At 71.1% G+C, this 16,273-nt stretch carries 18 protein-coding genes; 11 read left to right on the forward strand and 7 right to left on the reverse strand.

What is annotated here, in order from left to right; all coding sequences use genetic code 11:
• Window positions 1–8 precede the first annotated feature (8 nt).
• From Raf01_RS27815 to Raf01_RS27830, 4 genes are all read left to right on the forward strand, one after another.
• Window positions 9–446: a VOC family protein gene (locus Raf01_RS27815; protein WP_203920987.1), complete on the forward strand. Its 438-nt coding sequence runs from the start codon at window positions 9–11 to the stop codon at window positions 444–446.
• A gap of 125 nt (window positions 447–571) precedes the next feature.
• Window positions 572–1,528 carry an ABC transporter ATP-binding protein gene (locus Raf01_RS27820; protein ID WP_203920988.1) on the forward strand — a complete coding sequence of 319 codons (957 nt, stop codon included), beginning with the start codon at window positions 572–574 and terminating at the stop codon, window positions 1,526–1,528.
• A gap of 24 nt (window positions 1,529–1,552) precedes the next feature.
• Window positions 1,553–2,314, forward strand: coding sequence for an ABC transporter permease (locus Raf01_RS27825; protein WP_203920989.1), 762 nt, complete (start codon window positions 1,553–1,555; stop codon window positions 2,312–2,314).
• A gap of 22 nt (window positions 2,315–2,336) precedes the next feature.
• A complete protein-coding gene (locus tag Raf01_RS27830) occupies window positions 2,337–3,134 on the forward strand; it encodes an ABC transporter permease (protein WP_203920990.1) in 798 nt (265 codons plus the stop codon).
• 7 nt (window positions 3,135–3,141) lie between these two features.
• Here the strand turns inward: Raf01_RS27830 and Raf01_RS27835 are convergent, their stop codons facing one another.
• Window positions 3,142–3,843, reverse strand: a complete 702-nt coding sequence (locus Raf01_RS27835) for an SDR family NAD(P)-dependent oxidoreductase (RefSeq protein ID WP_203920991.1) — start codon at window positions 3,841–3,843, stop codon at window positions 3,142–3,144.
• Between the two features lie 132 nt (window positions 3,844–3,975).
• Between Raf01_RS27835 and Raf01_RS27840 the strand changes: the two genes are divergently transcribed.
• Genes Raf01_RS27840 through Raf01_RS27850 form a run of 3 tightly spaced genes read left to right on the forward strand, consistent with a single transcriptional unit; the run spans window position 3,976 to window position 6,767 of the window.
• Window positions 3,976–4,479 carry a SigE family RNA polymerase sigma factor gene (locus tag Raf01_RS27840; RefSeq protein ID WP_239133969.1) on the forward strand — a complete coding sequence of 168 codons (504 nt, stop codon included), beginning with the start codon at window positions 3,976–3,978 and terminating at the stop codon, window positions 4,477–4,479.
• The gene (locus tag Raf01_RS27845; protein ID WP_203920993.1) at window positions 4,479–5,819 is read left to right on the forward strand and encodes a hypothetical protein; all 1,341 of its coding nucleotides are present in this window, start codon (window positions 4,479–4,481) and stop codon (window positions 5,817–5,819) included. Before Raf01_RS27840 ends, Raf01_RS27845 begins: the two co-directional genes overlap by 1 nt.
• Window positions 5,820–5,876: 57 nt before the next feature.
• Entirely contained in the window at window positions 5,877–6,767 is an 891-nt protein-coding gene (locus Raf01_RS27850) for a L,D-transpeptidase family protein (RefSeq protein WP_239133970.1), read from the forward strand.
• 165 nt (window positions 6,768–6,932) lie between these two features.
• Here Raf01_RS27850 and Raf01_RS27855 read toward each other — a convergent pair whose 3' ends face one another.
• Window positions 6,933–7,370: a GNAT family N-acetyltransferase gene (locus Raf01_RS27855; RefSeq protein ID WP_203920994.1), complete on the reverse strand. Its 438-nt coding sequence runs from the start codon at window positions 7,368–7,370 to the stop codon at window positions 6,933–6,935.
• A 189-nt stretch (window positions 7,371–7,559) separates the two neighbouring features.
• Between Raf01_RS27855 and Raf01_RS27860 the strand changes: the two genes are divergently transcribed.
• Genes Raf01_RS27860 through Raf01_RS27870 form a run of 3 tightly spaced genes read left to right on the forward strand, consistent with a single transcriptional unit; the run spans window position 7,560 to window position 10,785 of the window.
• Window positions 7,560–8,240, forward strand: coding sequence for a TetR/AcrR family transcriptional regulator (locus Raf01_RS27860; protein WP_239133971.1), 681 nt, complete (start codon window positions 7,560–7,562; stop codon window positions 8,238–8,240).
• Between the two features lie 5 nt (window positions 8,241–8,245).
• Window positions 8,246–9,181 (forward strand): ABC transporter ATP-binding protein, encoded by a 936-nt coding sequence (locus tag Raf01_RS27865; RefSeq protein ID WP_203920995.1) that lies wholly within the window; start codon window positions 8,246–8,248, stop codon window positions 9,179–9,181.
• Complete coding sequence (locus Raf01_RS27870) at window positions 9,178–10,785, forward strand: ABC transporter permease (RefSeq protein WP_203920996.1); 1,608 nt, start codon at window positions 9,178–9,180, stop codon at window positions 10,783–10,785. The genes Raf01_RS27865 and Raf01_RS27870 overlap by 4 nt, the downstream gene beginning before the upstream one ends.
• Before the next feature lie 56 nt (window positions 10,786–10,841).
• Here Raf01_RS27870 and Raf01_RS27875 read toward each other — a convergent pair whose 3' ends face one another.
• Window positions 10,842–11,996: an RtcB family protein gene (locus Raf01_RS27875; protein WP_203920997.1), complete on the reverse strand. Its 1,155-nt coding sequence runs from the start codon at window positions 11,994–11,996 to the stop codon at window positions 10,842–10,844.
• A gap of 140 nt (window positions 11,997–12,136) precedes the next feature.
• On the opposite strand from Raf01_RS27875, the gene Raf01_RS27880 reads away from it, so the two are divergent.
• Window positions 12,137–12,883: a class I SAM-dependent methyltransferase gene (locus Raf01_RS27880; protein WP_203920998.1), complete on the forward strand. Its 747-nt coding sequence runs from the start codon at window positions 12,137–12,139 to the stop codon at window positions 12,881–12,883.
• Here Raf01_RS27880 and Raf01_RS27885 read toward each other — a convergent pair.
• The 4 genes from Raf01_RS27885 to Raf01_RS27900 form a co-directional block, all read right to left on the reverse strand.
• A complete protein-coding gene (locus tag Raf01_RS27885; protein ID WP_203920999.1) occupies window positions 12,880–13,791 on the reverse strand; it encodes a TIGR03619 family F420-dependent LLM class oxidoreductase in 912 nt (303 codons plus the stop codon). The genes Raf01_RS27880 and Raf01_RS27885 overlap by 4 nt on opposite strands.
• A 26-nt stretch (window positions 13,792–13,817) precedes the next feature.
• Entirely contained in the window at window positions 13,818–15,053 is a 1,236-nt protein-coding gene (locus tag Raf01_RS27890; RefSeq protein ID WP_203921000.1) for an MFS transporter, read from the reverse strand.
• Window positions 15,050–15,661 carry a winged helix-turn-helix domain-containing protein gene (locus Raf01_RS27895; RefSeq protein ID WP_203921001.1) on the reverse strand — a complete coding sequence of 204 codons (612 nt, stop codon included), beginning with the start codon at window positions 15,659–15,661 and terminating at the stop codon, window positions 15,050–15,052. Before Raf01_RS27895 ends, Raf01_RS27890 begins: the two co-directional genes overlap by 4 nt.
• Before the next feature lie 73 nt (window positions 15,662–15,734).
• The gene (locus Raf01_RS27900; RefSeq protein WP_203921002.1) at window positions 15,735–16,232 is read right to left on the reverse strand and encodes a hypothetical protein; all 498 of its coding nucleotides are present in this window, start codon (window positions 16,230–16,232) and stop codon (window positions 15,735–15,737) included.
• Window positions 16,233–16,273: the final 41 nt, after the last annotated feature.

A 16,273-nucleotide genomic window follows, 5' to 3' on the forward strand; every position in this document is an offset into this window, starting at 1 on the left:
GGAGTCCGATGACGACGAAGTGGACGCTGACCATCGACTGCGCGCGGCCGGCCGCGCTGGCCGAGTTCTGGAGCCTGGCGCTGGGCTATGTCGAGGCTCCTCCGCCCGCCGGCTACGGCAGCTGGCAGGAGTGGTTCGTCGAGGTCGGGGTCCCCGAGCAGGAGTGGGACGACGGCGCCTACCTGGTGGACCCCGACGGAGTGCTGCCGCGCATCTCCTTCCTCAAGGTGCCGGAGTCGAAGGTCGCGAAGAACCGTGTCCACCTGGACGTCCAGGTCGGGGGAGGGCGTCAGGTGCCGTGGGAGGTCCGGTGGCCACGGGTGACGTCCGAGGTGGCCCGGCTCACCGAGGCGGGTGCGACCGTGCTCCACGAGATTGTGCTGGACGGGCGGCCCGATCACGTGATGATGGCCGACCCCGAGGGCAACGAGTTCTGCGTGCTCTGAAGCGGCGTCGGGGAGTGACGCGTGACGGAATCCGGGCGGACCGTGGCTCGTTACGCTGATCGCAAAATTTTGCACTGAAGCGGTAATCGATTGCGGACTGGATCTAAATTTCTTACGCTGCCGGGGTGACCGACACACCCCTCGTCGAGGCCCGCGGGCTCACCAAGGTCTACCCGGCGCGCGGCTCGTCAGCCGAGTTCCGGGCGGTCGACGGCATCGACTTCGCACTGCGGCGCGGCGAGGCGTTCGGCTTCCTCGGGCCCAACGGCGCGGGCAAGTCCACCACCATGCGGATGATCAGTGCGACGTCGCCGATCACCGGCGGCACCCTGCGGGTGCTCGGCTTCGACCCGGTGGCGCAGGGGCCGCAGGTGCGGGCGCGGCTCGGCGTCGTGCCGCAGGACGACTGCCTGGACCGCGAGCTGACGGTACGGGAAAACCTCTACATCTACGGCCGCTACTTCGGCCTGCGGCGCGCGGTCATCCGCGAGCGCGCCGAATCCCTGCTCGACTTCGCGCAACTGCGTGACAAGGCCGACGAGCAGGTCGAGGTCCTGTCCGGCGGCATGCGGCGCCGGTTGACGATCGCCCGGTCGCTCATCAACGAGCCGGAGATCCTGCTGCTCGACGAGCCGACCACCGGCCTGGACCCGCAGGCCCGGCACGTGCTGTGGGACCGGCTGTTCCGGCTCAAGCAGGACGGCGTCACGCTCATCCTCACCACGCACTACATGGACGAGGCGGAACAGCTGTGCGACCGGCTGGTGGTGATGGACGGCGGCCGCATCGTCGCGCAGGGCACGCCGCGCGAGCTGATCGCCGCGCACACCACCCGCGAGGTACTTGAGCTGCGGTTCACCGACCAGGACACGGCGGCGGAGAAGCTTCGCGCGTCGGCGCTGTGTGGTGACGGCGGCCGGCTCGAGGTGCTGCCCGACCGCGTCATGGTGTACGCGGACGACGGCGAGGCCGCGCTTGCCGCAGTCCACGCGCTGCGCCTCTCGCCGCTGACCGCACTGGTGCGCCGGGCTTCGCTGGAGGACGTGTTCCTCACGCTCACCGGCCGATCGCTCATCGACTAACGCGCATTCTCAGGGGAGACCGGCATGTGGCGCGGGTTCAGCTTCTGGCTGTTGCAGTACCGGCGGGTGTGGCGCGGCACGATCGTGATCAGCGTGGCCAACCCGCTGCTGTTCCTGCTCGGTGTCGGTGTGGGGATCGGGCACCTGGTGGACCGGCAGGCGTCCTCGCCCATCGCCGGCGTGAGCTACCTGGCGTTCTTCGCGCCCGGGATGCTCGCCGCCGCGTCCATGCAGACCGCGTACCTCGAATCGACCAACCGGGTCGCGTGGGCGGCCGCCCCGGACGGCGCGTACCGCGCGGCGACCCCGACCCCGCTGTCTCCGGCCCAGATCCTGGGCGGGCACCTGCTGTTCATCGCGTTCCGGATCGCCACGTCCAGTGCCGCCTTCACTCTCGTGATGGTTCTGTTCGGCGCCACCCACGGCTGGTCGGCGCTCGCCACGCTGGGCGGCGCCGTGCTGACCGGGTTCGCGTTCGCCGCACCGTCGGCCGCGTGGGCGGTCGGGCTGCGCCAGACCCGGCGGATCAACTCCGTGTTCCGGTTCGTCATCATGCCGATGTACCTGTTCTCCGGCACGTTCTTCGCGATCGCGCAACTGCCGCACTGGCTGCGCCCGGTCGCGTATCTGCTGCCGCTGTACCACGGAGCCCAGCTGTGCCGCACCCTGTCCCTGGGCACCGCGACCGCCGCGGCCACCGCCCTGCACGCCGGCATCCTGCTCGCACTGGCGCTGGCCGGCATCGCGGCCGCCCGCGTCGCGTACCGCCGGCGGCTGCACCCGTGACCGCGACCGATCGGAGGCCCCGATGACCTCGCTCGCCACCGCCCGCCCGCCGGTGCCGGCGGCGACGCCGTCGCGCACGCTCGCGATGGTCGAGCGCAACTTCATGATTTACCGCCGGTCGATCACGCCGCTGCTGTCGGCGATGGTGGAACCGGTGCTGTACCTGGTGTCCATCGGCGTCGGGGTGGGCATGCTGGTCGGCACCGTGCCCGGGGTACACGTGCGCTACGCCGCCTGGGTGGCGCCCGCGATCCTGGCCACCACGGCCATGAACACGGCGTTCAACCAGACCAGCTTCGGGGTATTCAGCCGGATCCGGATGGAGCGCACGTACGAGGCGATCCTGCCCACCCCGGTGTCGGTCACCGATATCGCGTTCGGGGAAGTGGCCAGCGCGGTCATCAACGCGGTACTCACGTCAATCGGGTTTGTCGTGGTGATGGCGGTGGCCGGGCTGGTCACCTCGCCGGCCGTACTGCTCGCGGTTCCGGCCTCGGTACTGGTCGGGTTCGCGTTCGCCGCCGGCGGGCTGGCGGTCACCACGGTTCTGCGCGACTTCACCGACTTCCAGTACATCCAGCTGGTCATGCTGCCGATGTACCTGTTCGCGACCACGTTCTATCCGCTGTCCACGTACCCGGCGGTGGTCCGGCCGGTCATCGAGATCCTGCCGCTGTACCAGTCGATCCAGCTGATCCGCGAGCCCGCCCTCGGCGACGCCGGCTGGGGCGCCCTGGTGCCGCTGGCCTACCTGCTCGCCTTCGGTGGGGCCGCGATGTGGATCGCGGTGCGCCGGATGACCCGGTCGATGCTGAAGTAGCCGGCGCTCATGAGGCTGGGGTGTGGGCCAGCACGACCTCCGGCTCGCCGGTGTCGACCGCCCGCAGGATCGCCTCCGCGACCTGCTCGGCACGCTGCGGCGCGAACCGGCCGCCGCCCGCGTACGTGCCGGCCCGCAGCACCGAGTGGAACTCGGTCGCGGTCACCGACGGGTATACCAGTGACACCACGATATTGTCCGGGGCGAACTCGGCGCGGGCCACCTGGGAGAGCATGTTCAGCGCGCTCTTGCTCGCCGCGTACCCGCCGACCCCCGGAATGACCGCCCGCGAGGTACCGGAACTGACGTTCACGATGGCGCCGCCGCCACCCGCCCGCATCACCGGCAGTACCGCCTGCATCGCGGCGAGCGCACCGTAGACGTTCAGTTCCATGACGGCTGCGAAGTCGTCGAGCTTGATGTCCTCGATCGGTACGTGCAGCCCCTGCCCGGCATTGTTGATCAGCACGTCCACCGTGCCGTAGCGGTCCACCGCGGACCGGATCACGTCGTGGACCTGTTCCGGCTCCCGGACGTCCGCCGGTACCACCAGCGCGTCGGGCAGCTCGGCGGCCAACTCCTCCAGCCGTGGCACCCGGCGAGCGGCCAGCACCACCCGGGCGCCGCGCGCGGCGGCGAGACGGGCGGTGGCCGCACCGATGCCCGACGAGGCGCCGGTGACCACGACGACGCGACCTGCGATCTCCATGCGCAGATGATGTCACGGTGACCCGGTCGTGCAGCTTTCGGTCGATGGCCACGGAACGTAGCCGCATCGATGCACACGGAGTTGCCGTGCCGGGCGTGGCAACCTTCGCGGGCAGATTCGCATCTAAGAAACGTGGAAGCGGATAGCGAGTTCGACGAGTTCGTTCGGTCGCGAACACCGGCGCTGACCCGATTCGCGTTTCTCCTCTGCGGCCATGAGGCGACCGCGCAGGACATCGTCCAGTCCGCGCTGGCCCGCACCCTGCTGCGCTGGCGCCGGATCGACCCGGGACGCGTCGAGGCGTACGTGAAGACGGCCATCGTCAACGAGCAGCGCTCGCTGTGGCGGCGGCGGTGGCGTCGCGCGGAGGTTTCCACCGGCGCACTGCCGGAGCGGGCCGGCGAAGACCCGACCGGCCGGTCCGACGACCGGGACGCGCTGCGCCGGGCGCTGCTGGAGTTGCCGACCGGCCAGCGTACGGCGGTCGTGCTGCGATACTTCGACGATCTCACCGAAGCGGAGACGGCAGCGGTCATGAACTGCTCGGTCGGCACGGTGAAGAGCCAGACATCCAAGGGGCTGGCCCGGCTGCGCGCTGCGCTGACCGGCAGCGAGACTGTGACGGCGGTGGCGTGATGCTGACCGAGGACGATTTGCGTACCCGCTTACACGCGCTCGCCGACCCGGTTCAGGCGGCGCCGGACCCGGTCCCCGAGGTGCGCCGCCGGATGCGGGTGCTGCGCCGCCGGCGTACCGCGACCACCGTGGCTCTCGCCGTCGTCGTGGTGCTGGCGCTGGGCTTCGCGGCCGGGTACGGCCCGTTGAAGCCGCACCACCGGGCTTCGGTGCCCGGGCACGGCGTCGCCCCCACGCCGTCCGCGTTGCCGCCCGCCAAAGCGCCGGACCTGGCGCACCTGCGCCCCGCCCAGCAGGTCTGGCCGGGCCAGGTGCGTCTGCTGCAGGACCGGCTCCCGGACGGTCGTGACTACACGGTCTGTGGCTCGCTGGGCGATGGCCGGTACCTGATCGCAGTCCGGGCCGAGAAGGACCGGTACGGAGACATCGCGGTGCTCGACACCCGGCACGGCGACACGCTGACCGTACTGAGCGTCGCGTCGGCCGGTCAGGGCACCATCAGGTACCTCCCCCAGGAGGCCAATGCCACCAAGGACGGGGTCGCCTGGATGGCGTACGCCGCGGGAACGGACCACCAGTGGACCACCGAGATCTGGGCGTCCACGCTGACCGCCCACAGCGCGAAGCTGGTGGCCACCGTGCCCGGCGACCAGTCGGTGACTCCGGGCATGGTGTCCGTGGTGGGTGACCGAGTGATCTTCGAAGAGACGGGCGGGGGTATTGGATACGGCGCGATGCTCGCTGGTGGACCCGGCCTGATGTATTCGGTGCCGAGAACCGGCGGCCAGCCGCAGTTGATCGACAGCAGCATCGGCCACCACGCGGTGACCGGAGCCTGGGGAAGCAACGAGCCGCCCACCGATTCGCCGGACGCCGGGACGGCGCCCAGCTCGAACTTCGAACTGCTCAACGTGCTGACCGGCGCGCGCATAGCGGCCCGGCCGAACCCCGCCACGAAGCTGACGGCGATGGATGGTTCTTCCGAAAACACCATGTCCTGCACACCGGACTGGTGCCTGGGCGAGGCGAGCCATGCCCAGGGCCTGGTCAGCGGGATGGCGGTACAGCATCCGGACGGCAGCGGCTACGTGGAAACGAGTTGGGCTCGGCCGACCTCCGTGTTCGGCGGCGGCCGGTTCGTGATCGGCATGCAGGACCTGCCCAACGACCGCGTGCAGGACTTCGTCTGGGATGTGGTCACCGGCGCCGCCGGAACGTTCGGCCCACCGGGGCCGTCCAATGGGCACTCTCTTCGCATGGTGTTCGACCCCGCGCAGAACACCTTCGCCTGGCCGGGATCGGGCGGCAAGCTCGTCCTCGACACCACCGCGTTCGGGTAGGTCTGAGGGGAGGTTCGGCGGACAGTGGTATCGACGAGGCTGACATAGACTGTGGTGATGAATCCCGTTCGTACCGCACGTACCACCGGGCTGTTGGGAATCGCCCGGCCAGCGGTGCTCGCGGCGGTGGCGGTGGCCACCATGCTCGCCGCGGCGGCCTGCAAGCCGTCGTCGGCCGATACCGCGTCGTCGGCACCAAGCGGATCGGTCGCCGCGGCGGCGACCGCCTCGCCGGTACCGGCGACAACCGCGCCGACGGTCGACCCGACGGTCGACCCGACGCCGAGCGCCGCACCGAGCACCGCGCCGACCACCGCGGCGCCCAGCCCGAAGCCGACGCGGACAGCCAGCGCCGGCCCACTGCGGATGGGCAGTTCCGGCCCGGCCGTGGTGCATCTCCAGCAACAGTTGACGTCGCTCGGCTACTGGGTCGGCAACGCCGACGGCAAGTTCGGTTCGGTTACCCAGCAGGCCGTCTTCGCGTTGCAGAAGGCGGCGAAGCTGTCCCGTTCGGGTACGGTGACCGCCGCGACACAGAAGGCGCTCGACGCCGGCACCCGTCCCAAGGCGAGGAGCACCTCGGGTCACATCATCGAGGTGGACCTTAGCCGCGATCTGCTCATGTTCGTGACCAATGGCCACGTGGACTACATCCTCAACACCTCGACCGGTGGCGGATACGTCTACTACGACCAGGGCACCCGCAACGTCGCCAAGACACCCAAGGGCCACTTCAAGACCTACCGGGTGATCGACGCTCCGCACCGGTCGTCGCTCGGCCTGCTGATCCGGCCGCGCTACTTCACCGGTGGGTACGCGATCCACGGCGACGGCTCCGTACCGTCCTATCCCGCCTCGCACGGCTGCGTGCGGGTGAGCAACTCCGCGATTGACTGGATCTGGGCCAAGAACCTGGATCCGATCGGCACCACCGTCTGGATCTACTGATACGCGCGAGCCGGTTCGTCCGCGTCTACTGATGCGGGCGAGCCGGTTTGACGGATGCCGGGCAGCCGGAGCGGAGTTCAAGTTCGTTCATGCTTGAACTCCGCTCCCTGGTGCATCGCCCATTCGCGAGGGCCGCGCTCGGACGCCGACGGGGTCCGCCAGTCGCTACTCGGCCTCGGCCAGCCGGTACACCCGCGAGTCGCGCCGCTGGAACCCGAGCCGCTCGTACAGCCGGTTGGCCGCCTCCCGCGACGGCCGGGACGTCAGGTCCACGGTCCGCGCCCCCGCCGCCCGGGCCAGTCGGACGGCCTCCAGGGTCAGCGCGGCGCCGACTCCGCGGCCGCGTGCGGACTCGTCGACCACCACGTCCTCGATCCACGCGCGCAGCCCTGTCGGGATCGGGAACGTGACCAGGGTCAGCATGCCGACGATCTCGCCGTCGACGCGGGCCGCCAGGAAAATGTTCCCGTTCCACGAGATGAGGCGGGCCAGCCCGTCGGCGTCCAGCGGCGGCGCCGAGCGGGACAGTTGGGGCAGCAGGCGGCCGAGCGCCTTGACCAGCTCTTCGGACGCCTCGCGTACGACCTCAACCTCGACACCCATGCCGGCACTCTATCGGCCCGGGGTCACCGGCCGGCCGCTGCCGGGCCGGGAGCGGTGACGGGGCGGTGCCGGCCCGGTGACGGTGGCGCGGGTACGGGAGTCGCGGGTACGGGAGTCGCGGGACTACACACGTGTGTAGTATCTTGTACTCGTGAGCAGTTTTCGGCCGATGCGTGTAGGAGGTCGGCGGTGACGATCGACCCGGGCGGCGACCGGGCTCCGGAGGACCTGACGGCCCGCGCCCGGATCAGGGACGCGGCGCTGCGGATCTTCGCCGATCGTGGCATCGACCAGGCCACGATCCGGGAGATCGCGAAAGCCGCCGGGGTGTCCTCCGGGCTGGTTCGGCACCACTTCGGGTCGAAGGAGGCGCTGCGCGACGCCTGCGACGCGTACGCGGTGGAGCGGATGAACCAGATCCGGCAGCAGATCTTCACCGAGGGAAGGTCTCGCGACCAGGCATTCATGGGCACCGTCCATCCGGTGGCGATGCTGATGCAGCGCTACCTGGCCCGGTCGTTCCTGGACGGTTCCGAGGCGGCGGCGGCGAGGTTCGACGACATGGTTCGGCTCAGCGAGCAGTGGCTGACCGACCACGGCATCGTGCCTCGTGACCTGCGCGCCTACGCGGCGGTGTTCGTCGTCATGCAGATGGGCGTCTTCGCCATGCCCGAGCAGGTGTCCCGGGCGATGGGCGCCGACGTGCGCACGCCGGAAGGCAACGCCCGGATGCTCGCCGCGATGGTGGACATCTTCGCCCACCCGCTGCTCACCCCGGAAGAGGCCGCGATGTCGTTCGAGGCGCTCGACCGGTTCATCGCACGTTCCCCCGAAGGCGGCGCGCGGAATGAGGCGCGCCCAAAGGAGTAGGCGAGATGACCGAGGCGATTCGCACAGAGGGTCTGGTCAAGACGTTCGGGCGCACCCGCGCCCTGGACGGGCTCGAGATGAGCGTGCACACCGGAGAGGTACACGGCTTCCTCGGTCCCAACGGGGCGGGGAAGACCACCACCATCCGGATCCTGCTGGGCCTCACCCGGGCCGACGCGGGCACCGCCCAACTGCTCGGCGGCAATCCGTGGTCCGACGCGACCGCGCTGCATCGCCGGCTGGCGTACGTGCCCGGAGACGTGACCCTGTGGCCCAATCTCACCGGCGGTGAGGTGATCGACCTGCTCGGCCGGATGCGCGGCGGACTGGACAAGCAACGCCGCGCCGATCTGCTGGAGCGGTTCGACCTGGATCCCCGCAAGAAGGGCCGTGCCTACTCGAAGGGCAACCGGCAGAAGGTGGCGCTGATCGCCGCGCTGGCGTCCGATGTGGAGCTTCTGGTGCTGGACGAGCCGACCTCGGGCCTCGATCCGTTGATGGAAGAGGTGTTCCGCGAGGCGATCCGGGACGAGCAGCGGCGCGGCGACCGCACCGTACTGCTGTCCAGTCACATCCTCTCCGAGGTCGAGGCGCTCTGCGACCGGATCACCATCATCCGCGACGGCCGGGCCGTCGAGACCGGCAGCCTCGCCGACATGCGCCACCTGACCCGCACCTCGATCCGCGCGGAGCTGTCCGCACCCGCCGACGGGCTGGCCGCCCTGCCCGGGGTTCATCACCTGCACGCGGAGGACGGCAAGGTGAGCTTCGACGTCGACACCGAGGCGTTGGACTCCGCGCTGCGCCAGCTGACCGCGGTCGGTGTACGCAGCCTGGTGAGCCAGCCACCGACGCTGGAGGAGTTGTTCCTCCGGCTGTACGACCGCAAGGGCGAGGCCGCCCCGCGCGGTTCCGGCGCCGGCGCGGAGGTCGCGCGATGAACGAGCTGGTGGGCACCGGACGGCTGGTCCGGCTGATCCTGCGGCGGGACCGGGTCCTGATGCCGCTGTGGGTCGTCTGGATCGCCATCATCCCGATCGGCTACGTGGCATCCATCAACGGGCTGTTCCCCACGGCCGCCGGCCGGCAGACCTACGCCGACGAGAGCGCGCACAACGCTGGGTTTGTCGCGCTCTACGGCCGGCTGTTCGGGTCGAGCCTCGGCGAGCTGGTCGCCTGGCGGGCCGGGTTCATCCCGGTCGCGATCGGGCTGTTCACCATCCTCACCGTCATCCGGCACACCCGGATGGAGGAGGAGACCGGGCGCCGCGAACTGCTCGGCGCGACGGTCGTCGGCCGGTACGCCGGCCTGGCCGCGGCCGTCCTGACCACCTGCGTCGCCAACCTGGTCCTCGGCGCGCTGGTGGCCCTCGGCCTGATGAGCCAGGACCTGCCGGCCGCCGGCTCCTGGGCGCTCGGCCTGGAGTTCGCCGCCGCCGGCTGGATGTTCGCCGCGCTCGCCGCGGTCGTCGCCCAGCTCACCGCGAGCGCCCGCAGCGCACGGTCGATCGCGATCGTGGTACTCGCGGCGACGTACGTGCTGCGGCTCGCCGGGGACATCAGCGCTATCGGGAGCGGCGCGGTGTCCTGGCTGTCCTGGCTGTCACCGATCGGCTGGGTGCAGCGGATCCGCCCGTACGGCGGCGACCGGTGGTGGCCACTCGCGCTCGCGGTCGGTGTCACGGCGGTACTCGTCTGGGTGGCCGTCGCGCTGTCCGCGCGCCGCGATGTCGGCTCCGGCCTGCTGGCTTCCCGCCCCGGTCCGGCATCCGCCGGCGCCGGCCTGCGCTCGCCGCTGGCGCTGGCCTGGCGGCTGCACCGCGGTCTGCTGCTCGGCTGGGCGGTGGGCTTCGCCCTGCTGGGTATCGTGTTCGGCGGCGTGGCCAAGAGCGTCGGGGACATGGCTCAGGACAACCAGACCTTCGCGGATATCGTGGCGCGGGTCGGGGGCACCGCCGGAGTCATCGACAGCGACCTGGCCGGCAGCATCGGCATCCTCGGGCTCATCGCGGCGGCGTACGCCATCCAGGCCACACTGAAGCTGCGCGACGAGGAGACCAGCGGGCACGCCGAGCCGGTACTGAGCACCGCGACCGGCCGGCTGCGGTGGGCCGCGGGCCACCTGCTCTTCACGTTCCTGGGCCCGGCGGTCGCGCTTCTCGCCAGCGGGCTGGCGATGGGAATCACGTACGGGTCGACCGCCCACGACGTCGGTGGGCAGGTGCCCCGATTGGTCGCCGGCGCGATGGCACAGCTGCCGGCGGTCTGGGTACTGGCCGCGATCGCGGTGCTGTTGTTCGGGACGCTGCCCCGGCTCTCCCCGGTCGGCTGGGGCGCGCTGGCGGCCTGCCTGCTGCTGTTCCTGGTCGGTGGCGCGGTGCGGCTGGACCAGTGGGTGATGGACATCTCGCCGTACACGCACCTGCCGCACCTGCCCGGTGGCGAGGTGACGGCGACGCCGCTGGTGGTTCTGACGGCGGTGGCCGCCGCACTGGCGGTGGTGGGGCTCGCCGGCCTGCGCCGCCGGGACATGCCGACCCCCTGACGCCGGGCGTCCGGCCGCCCGTCCCGCCCGGCCGCGATGCGGCCGGGCGGGTGCGCTCAGCCCTTGTAGTTGAAGACCTGCCGGAGGGTGTGCCGGATCTCCACGAGGTCACGCTGGTCGGCCATCACCTGGTCGATCGGCTTGTATGCGGCCGGGTGCTCGTCCACCAGCGCCTCCGCACGGTCGGCGTTCCAGGTGCGGCCGGCCATCGCCTCGGCCAGCGACGCGCCGGTCAATTCCTTGCGCGCCTTGGTCCGCGACATCCGCCGGCCGGCCCCGTGCGAGCAGGAGTTGTACGACGCCGGGTTGCCCAGGCCCCGGACGATGTAGGACTGGGTGCCCATCGAGCCGGGGATGACTCCCTCGTCGCCGTGCGCCGCCTTGATGGCACCCTTGCGGGTGACCCACACGTTTTGGCCGTGGTGGTTCTCCTTCGCCGTAAAATTGTGGTGGCAGTTGATCGTGCGTACCCGATCGCCGTACCCCACCACCTCGAACAGCGCCGCCACCACCGTCTCGTCCATCCGCGCCCGGGACCCCATCGCGTACCGCTGCGCCCACAGCATGTCCCGGATGTAGTGGGTGAACTCCGGGGTGCCCTGGACGAGGTACGCCAGGTTCGGGTCGTCGAGCTCGATGAAGTACTGGCGCATCAACGCCTTCGCCTTGTCGATGTGCCGGGTGGCGAGCTGGTTGCCGATGCCCCGCGATCCGGAGTGCAGCACAGTCCACACCCGGTCCCGCTCGTCGAGGCACACCTCGACGAAGTGGTTGCCGGAGCCGAGCGTGCCGAACTGGGTCAGCACGGTCTTCTCCTGCTTGCCGGTCAGCTCGGTCTCCGGACGACCGATCGCGGCGAGCGCGTCGGTGGCCGGGGCGTCCTCGTGTCCCTGAGCGACGCCGGCCGGAATGCGCTTCTCGACCAGTGGCATCAACGCGGACAGGTCAGCCGGAAGGTCGCCGGCGGTCAGCGTCGTCTCGGTGGCGACCATGCCGCAGCCGATGTCGACACCGACGGCGGCCGGGATGATGGCGGCCGAGGTCGGGATGACCGAACCGACGGTCGCGCCGATGCCGAGGTGGGCGTCGGGCATCAGGGCGACATGCCCTCGCACAAAGGGCAGGCGTGCGGCGCGGGACGCCTGATCGATGGTGTCCTGGTCGATGTCGCTGGCCCACGAAACCAGGTTCGGGGCTACCTGACGAGGCACGGTGTCTCCCTGAGATTGTGCGTGATTGACTGCGGCCAGTGTGGCGCTCCGGACGCCTTCGCGCGCACGGTTTTTCGGTGGTAAATCCGTTGCGCGCTCCGGTAGCGTCCAGCCGTCCGGCGGATGAGGAGGCACGCGCTTTGGACCTGCCACGGCACTTCACGATCCGGGAGAGCAGCCACCGGGTGCTGAACCCGGTCACGCCCGAGAAAATCGCCCTTCTCGGTGACGCCATCCGGTGCGGCGCCGGCATGTCGGTGCTCGACCTGTGCTGCGGCAAGGGCGAGATGCTGTCGACGTGGGCCCGCGACCACGGCATCACCGGCACCGGCGTGGACATCAGCACGGTCTTCATCGCGCGGGCCCGCGAGCGCAGCGCGGAGTTGGGTGTGGCGGACCGGGTCGCGTTCGTCCACGGGGACGCGTCGAGCTACGTGGCCACCGAGCCGGTCGACGTCGCGGCGTGCATCGGCGCGACCTGGATCGGCGGGGGTGTCACCGGCACGGTGGCGCTGCTGCAGCGCAGCCTGCGCCCGGGCGGGCTGATGCTCATCGGTGAACCCTTCTGGAAGGCCGAACCGCCCCACCAGGAGGCGATCGAGGCGTGTCACGCCGAGTCGAGAGACAGCTTCCAGACGTTGCCCGGCCTCGTCGAGCTGTACGGCGACCTCGGCTACGACCTCGTCGAGATGGTGCTCGCCGACGACGACAGCTGGGACCGTTATCGCGCCTCGCAGTGGCTGAACATGCGCCAGTTTGCCGACACGCACCCGGACGACGAACTGGCGCCGCAGTTTCGTGCCGAACTTCAACGCGGGCCGCGCGACTACGTCCGGTACGAGCGGCCGCTGCTCGGCTGGGGCATCTTCGCCTTGATGCAACGCTAACTCGGAGCCAGAGCGTGCAGGATTTCCTCGGCACGCCCGGCCCCGGCAACCGGATCGGCGTCCGGTGAACCGATGGCCGGATCCCAGTTGAGGTCGAAGAAGAGCTCGGTCACGCCCTGTTCCGCCAGCCAGTCGATGTCGCCGCGAACCTGCGCGAGCGTGCCCCGCAGCGGTTTCCGCTCGGCGCCGGTTGCCTTTTCGCCGAGCCGTACTACGCCGCGGCACACGACGCGTACCGCCGCAGGATCCCGGCCGGCCCGGCGCGCGGCTTCCCGTACCACCGCGACGCCCTCGCCGATGCGCGTCAGGTCCTGAGCGCTGCGGGTGATCCAGCCGTCCGCGATCCGCCCGGCCCGGCGCAGAGCGGCCGGCGCCGAACCGCCGAGCAGCACCGGCGGTCCCGGGCGCTGTACCGGCTTCGGCTCCATCCGGCCGGCCGGCACCGTGTAGAACTCCCCGGCGTGCCGGCTGACCCCGTCGGCCCACAGGGCGTGCAGCACGGCCACATACTCCTCGACCCGGGCGCCACGCCGCTCGGCGGGCGCGCCGGTGGCGATGAATTCCGCGGCCGACCAGCCGGCGCCCAGCCCCAGGTCGAGCCGGCCGCGGGAGAGTACGTCCAGGGAGGCCGCCTGCTTCGCCAGGTAGGCCGGCGACAGGTACGGCACGTTGACGACGGCGACCCCGAGGCGGATCCGGGTGGTGTGCGCCGCGGCGAAGGCGAGCGCCACCAACGGGTCCAGGACGCTCTGGTACACCGGTTCCAACTCCTGGTCTGTCGCCACGAGCAGCCGGGTGAACGTCCACAGGGAGTGGTAGCCCAGCCGCTCCGCCTCGGTGGCGAACCGGGTGATGGTGCCGGGCTCCGCCCACGTGCCGGAGACCGGCAGTCCGAATCCGATCTGCATTCCTCGACCCTATGCCGGTCGGTCGCTCAGTGCCGGGCGGCGGTCCGCAGGCTCGGTACGGCCAGGCAGATCACCGCCGCCGCCAGCTCCAGGCTCGCGCTGGCGCCGAACGCGGGTACGATTCCCAGCCATCCGACGGCGGCGCCCATCACGGCGACCGCCAGCGGCGTGATGCCCAGGTTGGCGAGCGTCTGGACGCTGCTGACCCGGCCCCGGTACGCGTCGTCGGTGTGCCGCTGCGACAGCGAGGAGATGAGGACGGCCAGCGGTCCGCTGGTGATGCCCGCGACCGCGGTGACCGCGGCTGCCACGGCGGGTACCGGAGCCAGTACCACCGCGAACACCGCGGCGCCCTGAACCGCCGCGCACACCGCCATCATCGGTCCACTTCGGACAGTCAGCCGGGTCATCAGGAGCGCGGACGCGGCGGCGCCCAGACCGAAACCCGCCAGCATCAGGCCGATGCCGCCCGCGCCCCAACCGTGCCGGTCCGCCACGACGGCGAGCCCGACGTTCATCGGGCCGACGAAGCCGAGGTTGGCCAGCAGCGACACGGCCAGCAGGGCGCGCAGCAGCGGATGCCGGCCCAGGTACCGCAGCCCGTCGCGCAGCGACCGGCCGATCGGCTCACGCACCGCGGCGGCGGTCTCGCGGGGCCGCAACCCGGACAGCGCGGCCACCGACACGATGAAGGTCGCCGCGTTGACCGCACTCGCCAGTGACAGTCCGCCGAGCGCGACGAGCAGGCCGCCCAGCGGTGCGCCGATGGTCAGCGCGATGCGGGCCACGAGCGTGTTCAGGGCGGCGCCGCCGGTCAGCTGGTCCGGCCGGAGCAGCCGGGGCGCGAGGGCACCGGCGGCCGGCAGGAACACCGCGTCCGCGATGCCGAACACGAGAGCCACCACGACCAGCAGTGCGATGCCGGGCCGGGCCAGCGCGATCGCGGCGGCGGCCAGGGACACGGCGGCGCGGACCAGGTCGCTGCCGATCATCAGGCGCCGGGGCCCGTACCGATCGACGATCGCGCCGCCGAACAGGAGCAGGATCAGGCGCGGCACGGATGAGACGGCGAGGATCACGCCGGCCAGGCCGGGGGAGGCGAGCCGGACGGCGCTCCACGACAGGGCGACGTACCAGACCTGGTCGCCGAGGGTGGAGACGGCCTGGCCGCCGATGTAGCGCAGGTACCCGGGCTCGCGGTAGGCGGGCCGGCGCGGCGGAGCGGCCGTCTCGGCGGCAGCCGATCCGACGGTGGTGGTCATGGTCGCTCCGGGAAGGCGTGGAAGAAAAGGAACACGTGCTCGCGGCTCTCGCCGCTGTCGGCGGTCTCGCTCTGATCGATCCGCTCGCTCGCCTGCCGCCCATGCCGGCTCCACCGCTGGAGGACCTCGAGCAGTTCGGCGGACACCTGCTCGAGTTCGGCCGGGGTGAGGCGGAGGAACGAGTCGCTGCTCGTGGCCGCGTCCTGCCACGCCTCGCTCCAGCTTTCGCGGCTCTGCTCGTACCGGTGCAGCCGGGCGAACTCGTCGGCGACCATCTGCCCCTTCACGGCCGACGCGACGGCCTGCCCCTCCGGGGTGGGGAAGTCGCGCCAGGCCCAGGTGGTCGAGCCCTGTACCGTGCGCCACCACCGTTCCCGCCGGTCGCGGGCCAGCTCGGGGACGTCCTCGATGAAGCCGCGCCGGGCCAGCTCTCGCAGGTGGTAGCTGATCAGTCCGGGGTCGCCGTTGACCCGCTTCGCGAGCGTGCCGCTGGTGGCCGGGCCGATCTGACTGAGCAGCCGGTACAGGCGCTGGCGGATCGGTTGGGCCAGACCCTTGAGCACCTCGGGATCGTCGATCCGGCGGGGCTGTGGCTGTTCTGCGCTCATGACCCGACGGTAGATCCAGAAGAATTATTCCACAATGTTCCTACTGGATCTTACGAGTCTCGATATCTTCCGCTCACCGCTGCGCGAGCTGGACCGCGCATGCCGCGCGTACCGCCGCCCGCAGGTCGGCCACCGGCGGCCCCGAGCCGCCCCACCACGCGTCGTCGATCCCGGACAGGTGGCCGAGCGGCAGGCCGAGCACCTCCGGTGAGCGCCCGGCGTGCGTGACCACCTCGTCGACCCGCCGCACCACCCAGCGCTCCCCGGCCCCGGCGGACAGGCACTGGCGCGCCAGGTGGTGGAACACCAGGGCGGCGGCGGCCGTCGCCGTGGCGGGCAGCGCGACCGACATCTCCGCCAGGGCGGCGGGCAGCAGCTCGGCCACGGCCGCCACGTCCGTGTCATCCCGGCCAGCCAGATCCCGCAGCACCTGGCCGTCGTGCCCGATGACCAGCCAGTGCGTCGCCCACCAGGGCACTCGTTCCAGGGGCGCGCCGCCGAGCACGAACAGCGCCGCCACCAGCTCGGGTGACGGCACGAAGCCGCCGTCCGCGCCTTCCGTCCAGGACATCGTCACATCATCCGGTCCGGTTGCCCCCCCCGCCCGCCGCG

Origin of the sequence: Rugosimonospora africana (assembly GCF_016862975.1) — a bacterium.
In the GTDB taxonomy this organism is placed as follows: domain Bacteria; phylum Actinomycetota; class Actinomycetes; order Mycobacteriales; family Micromonosporaceae; genus Rugosimonospora; species Rugosimonospora africana.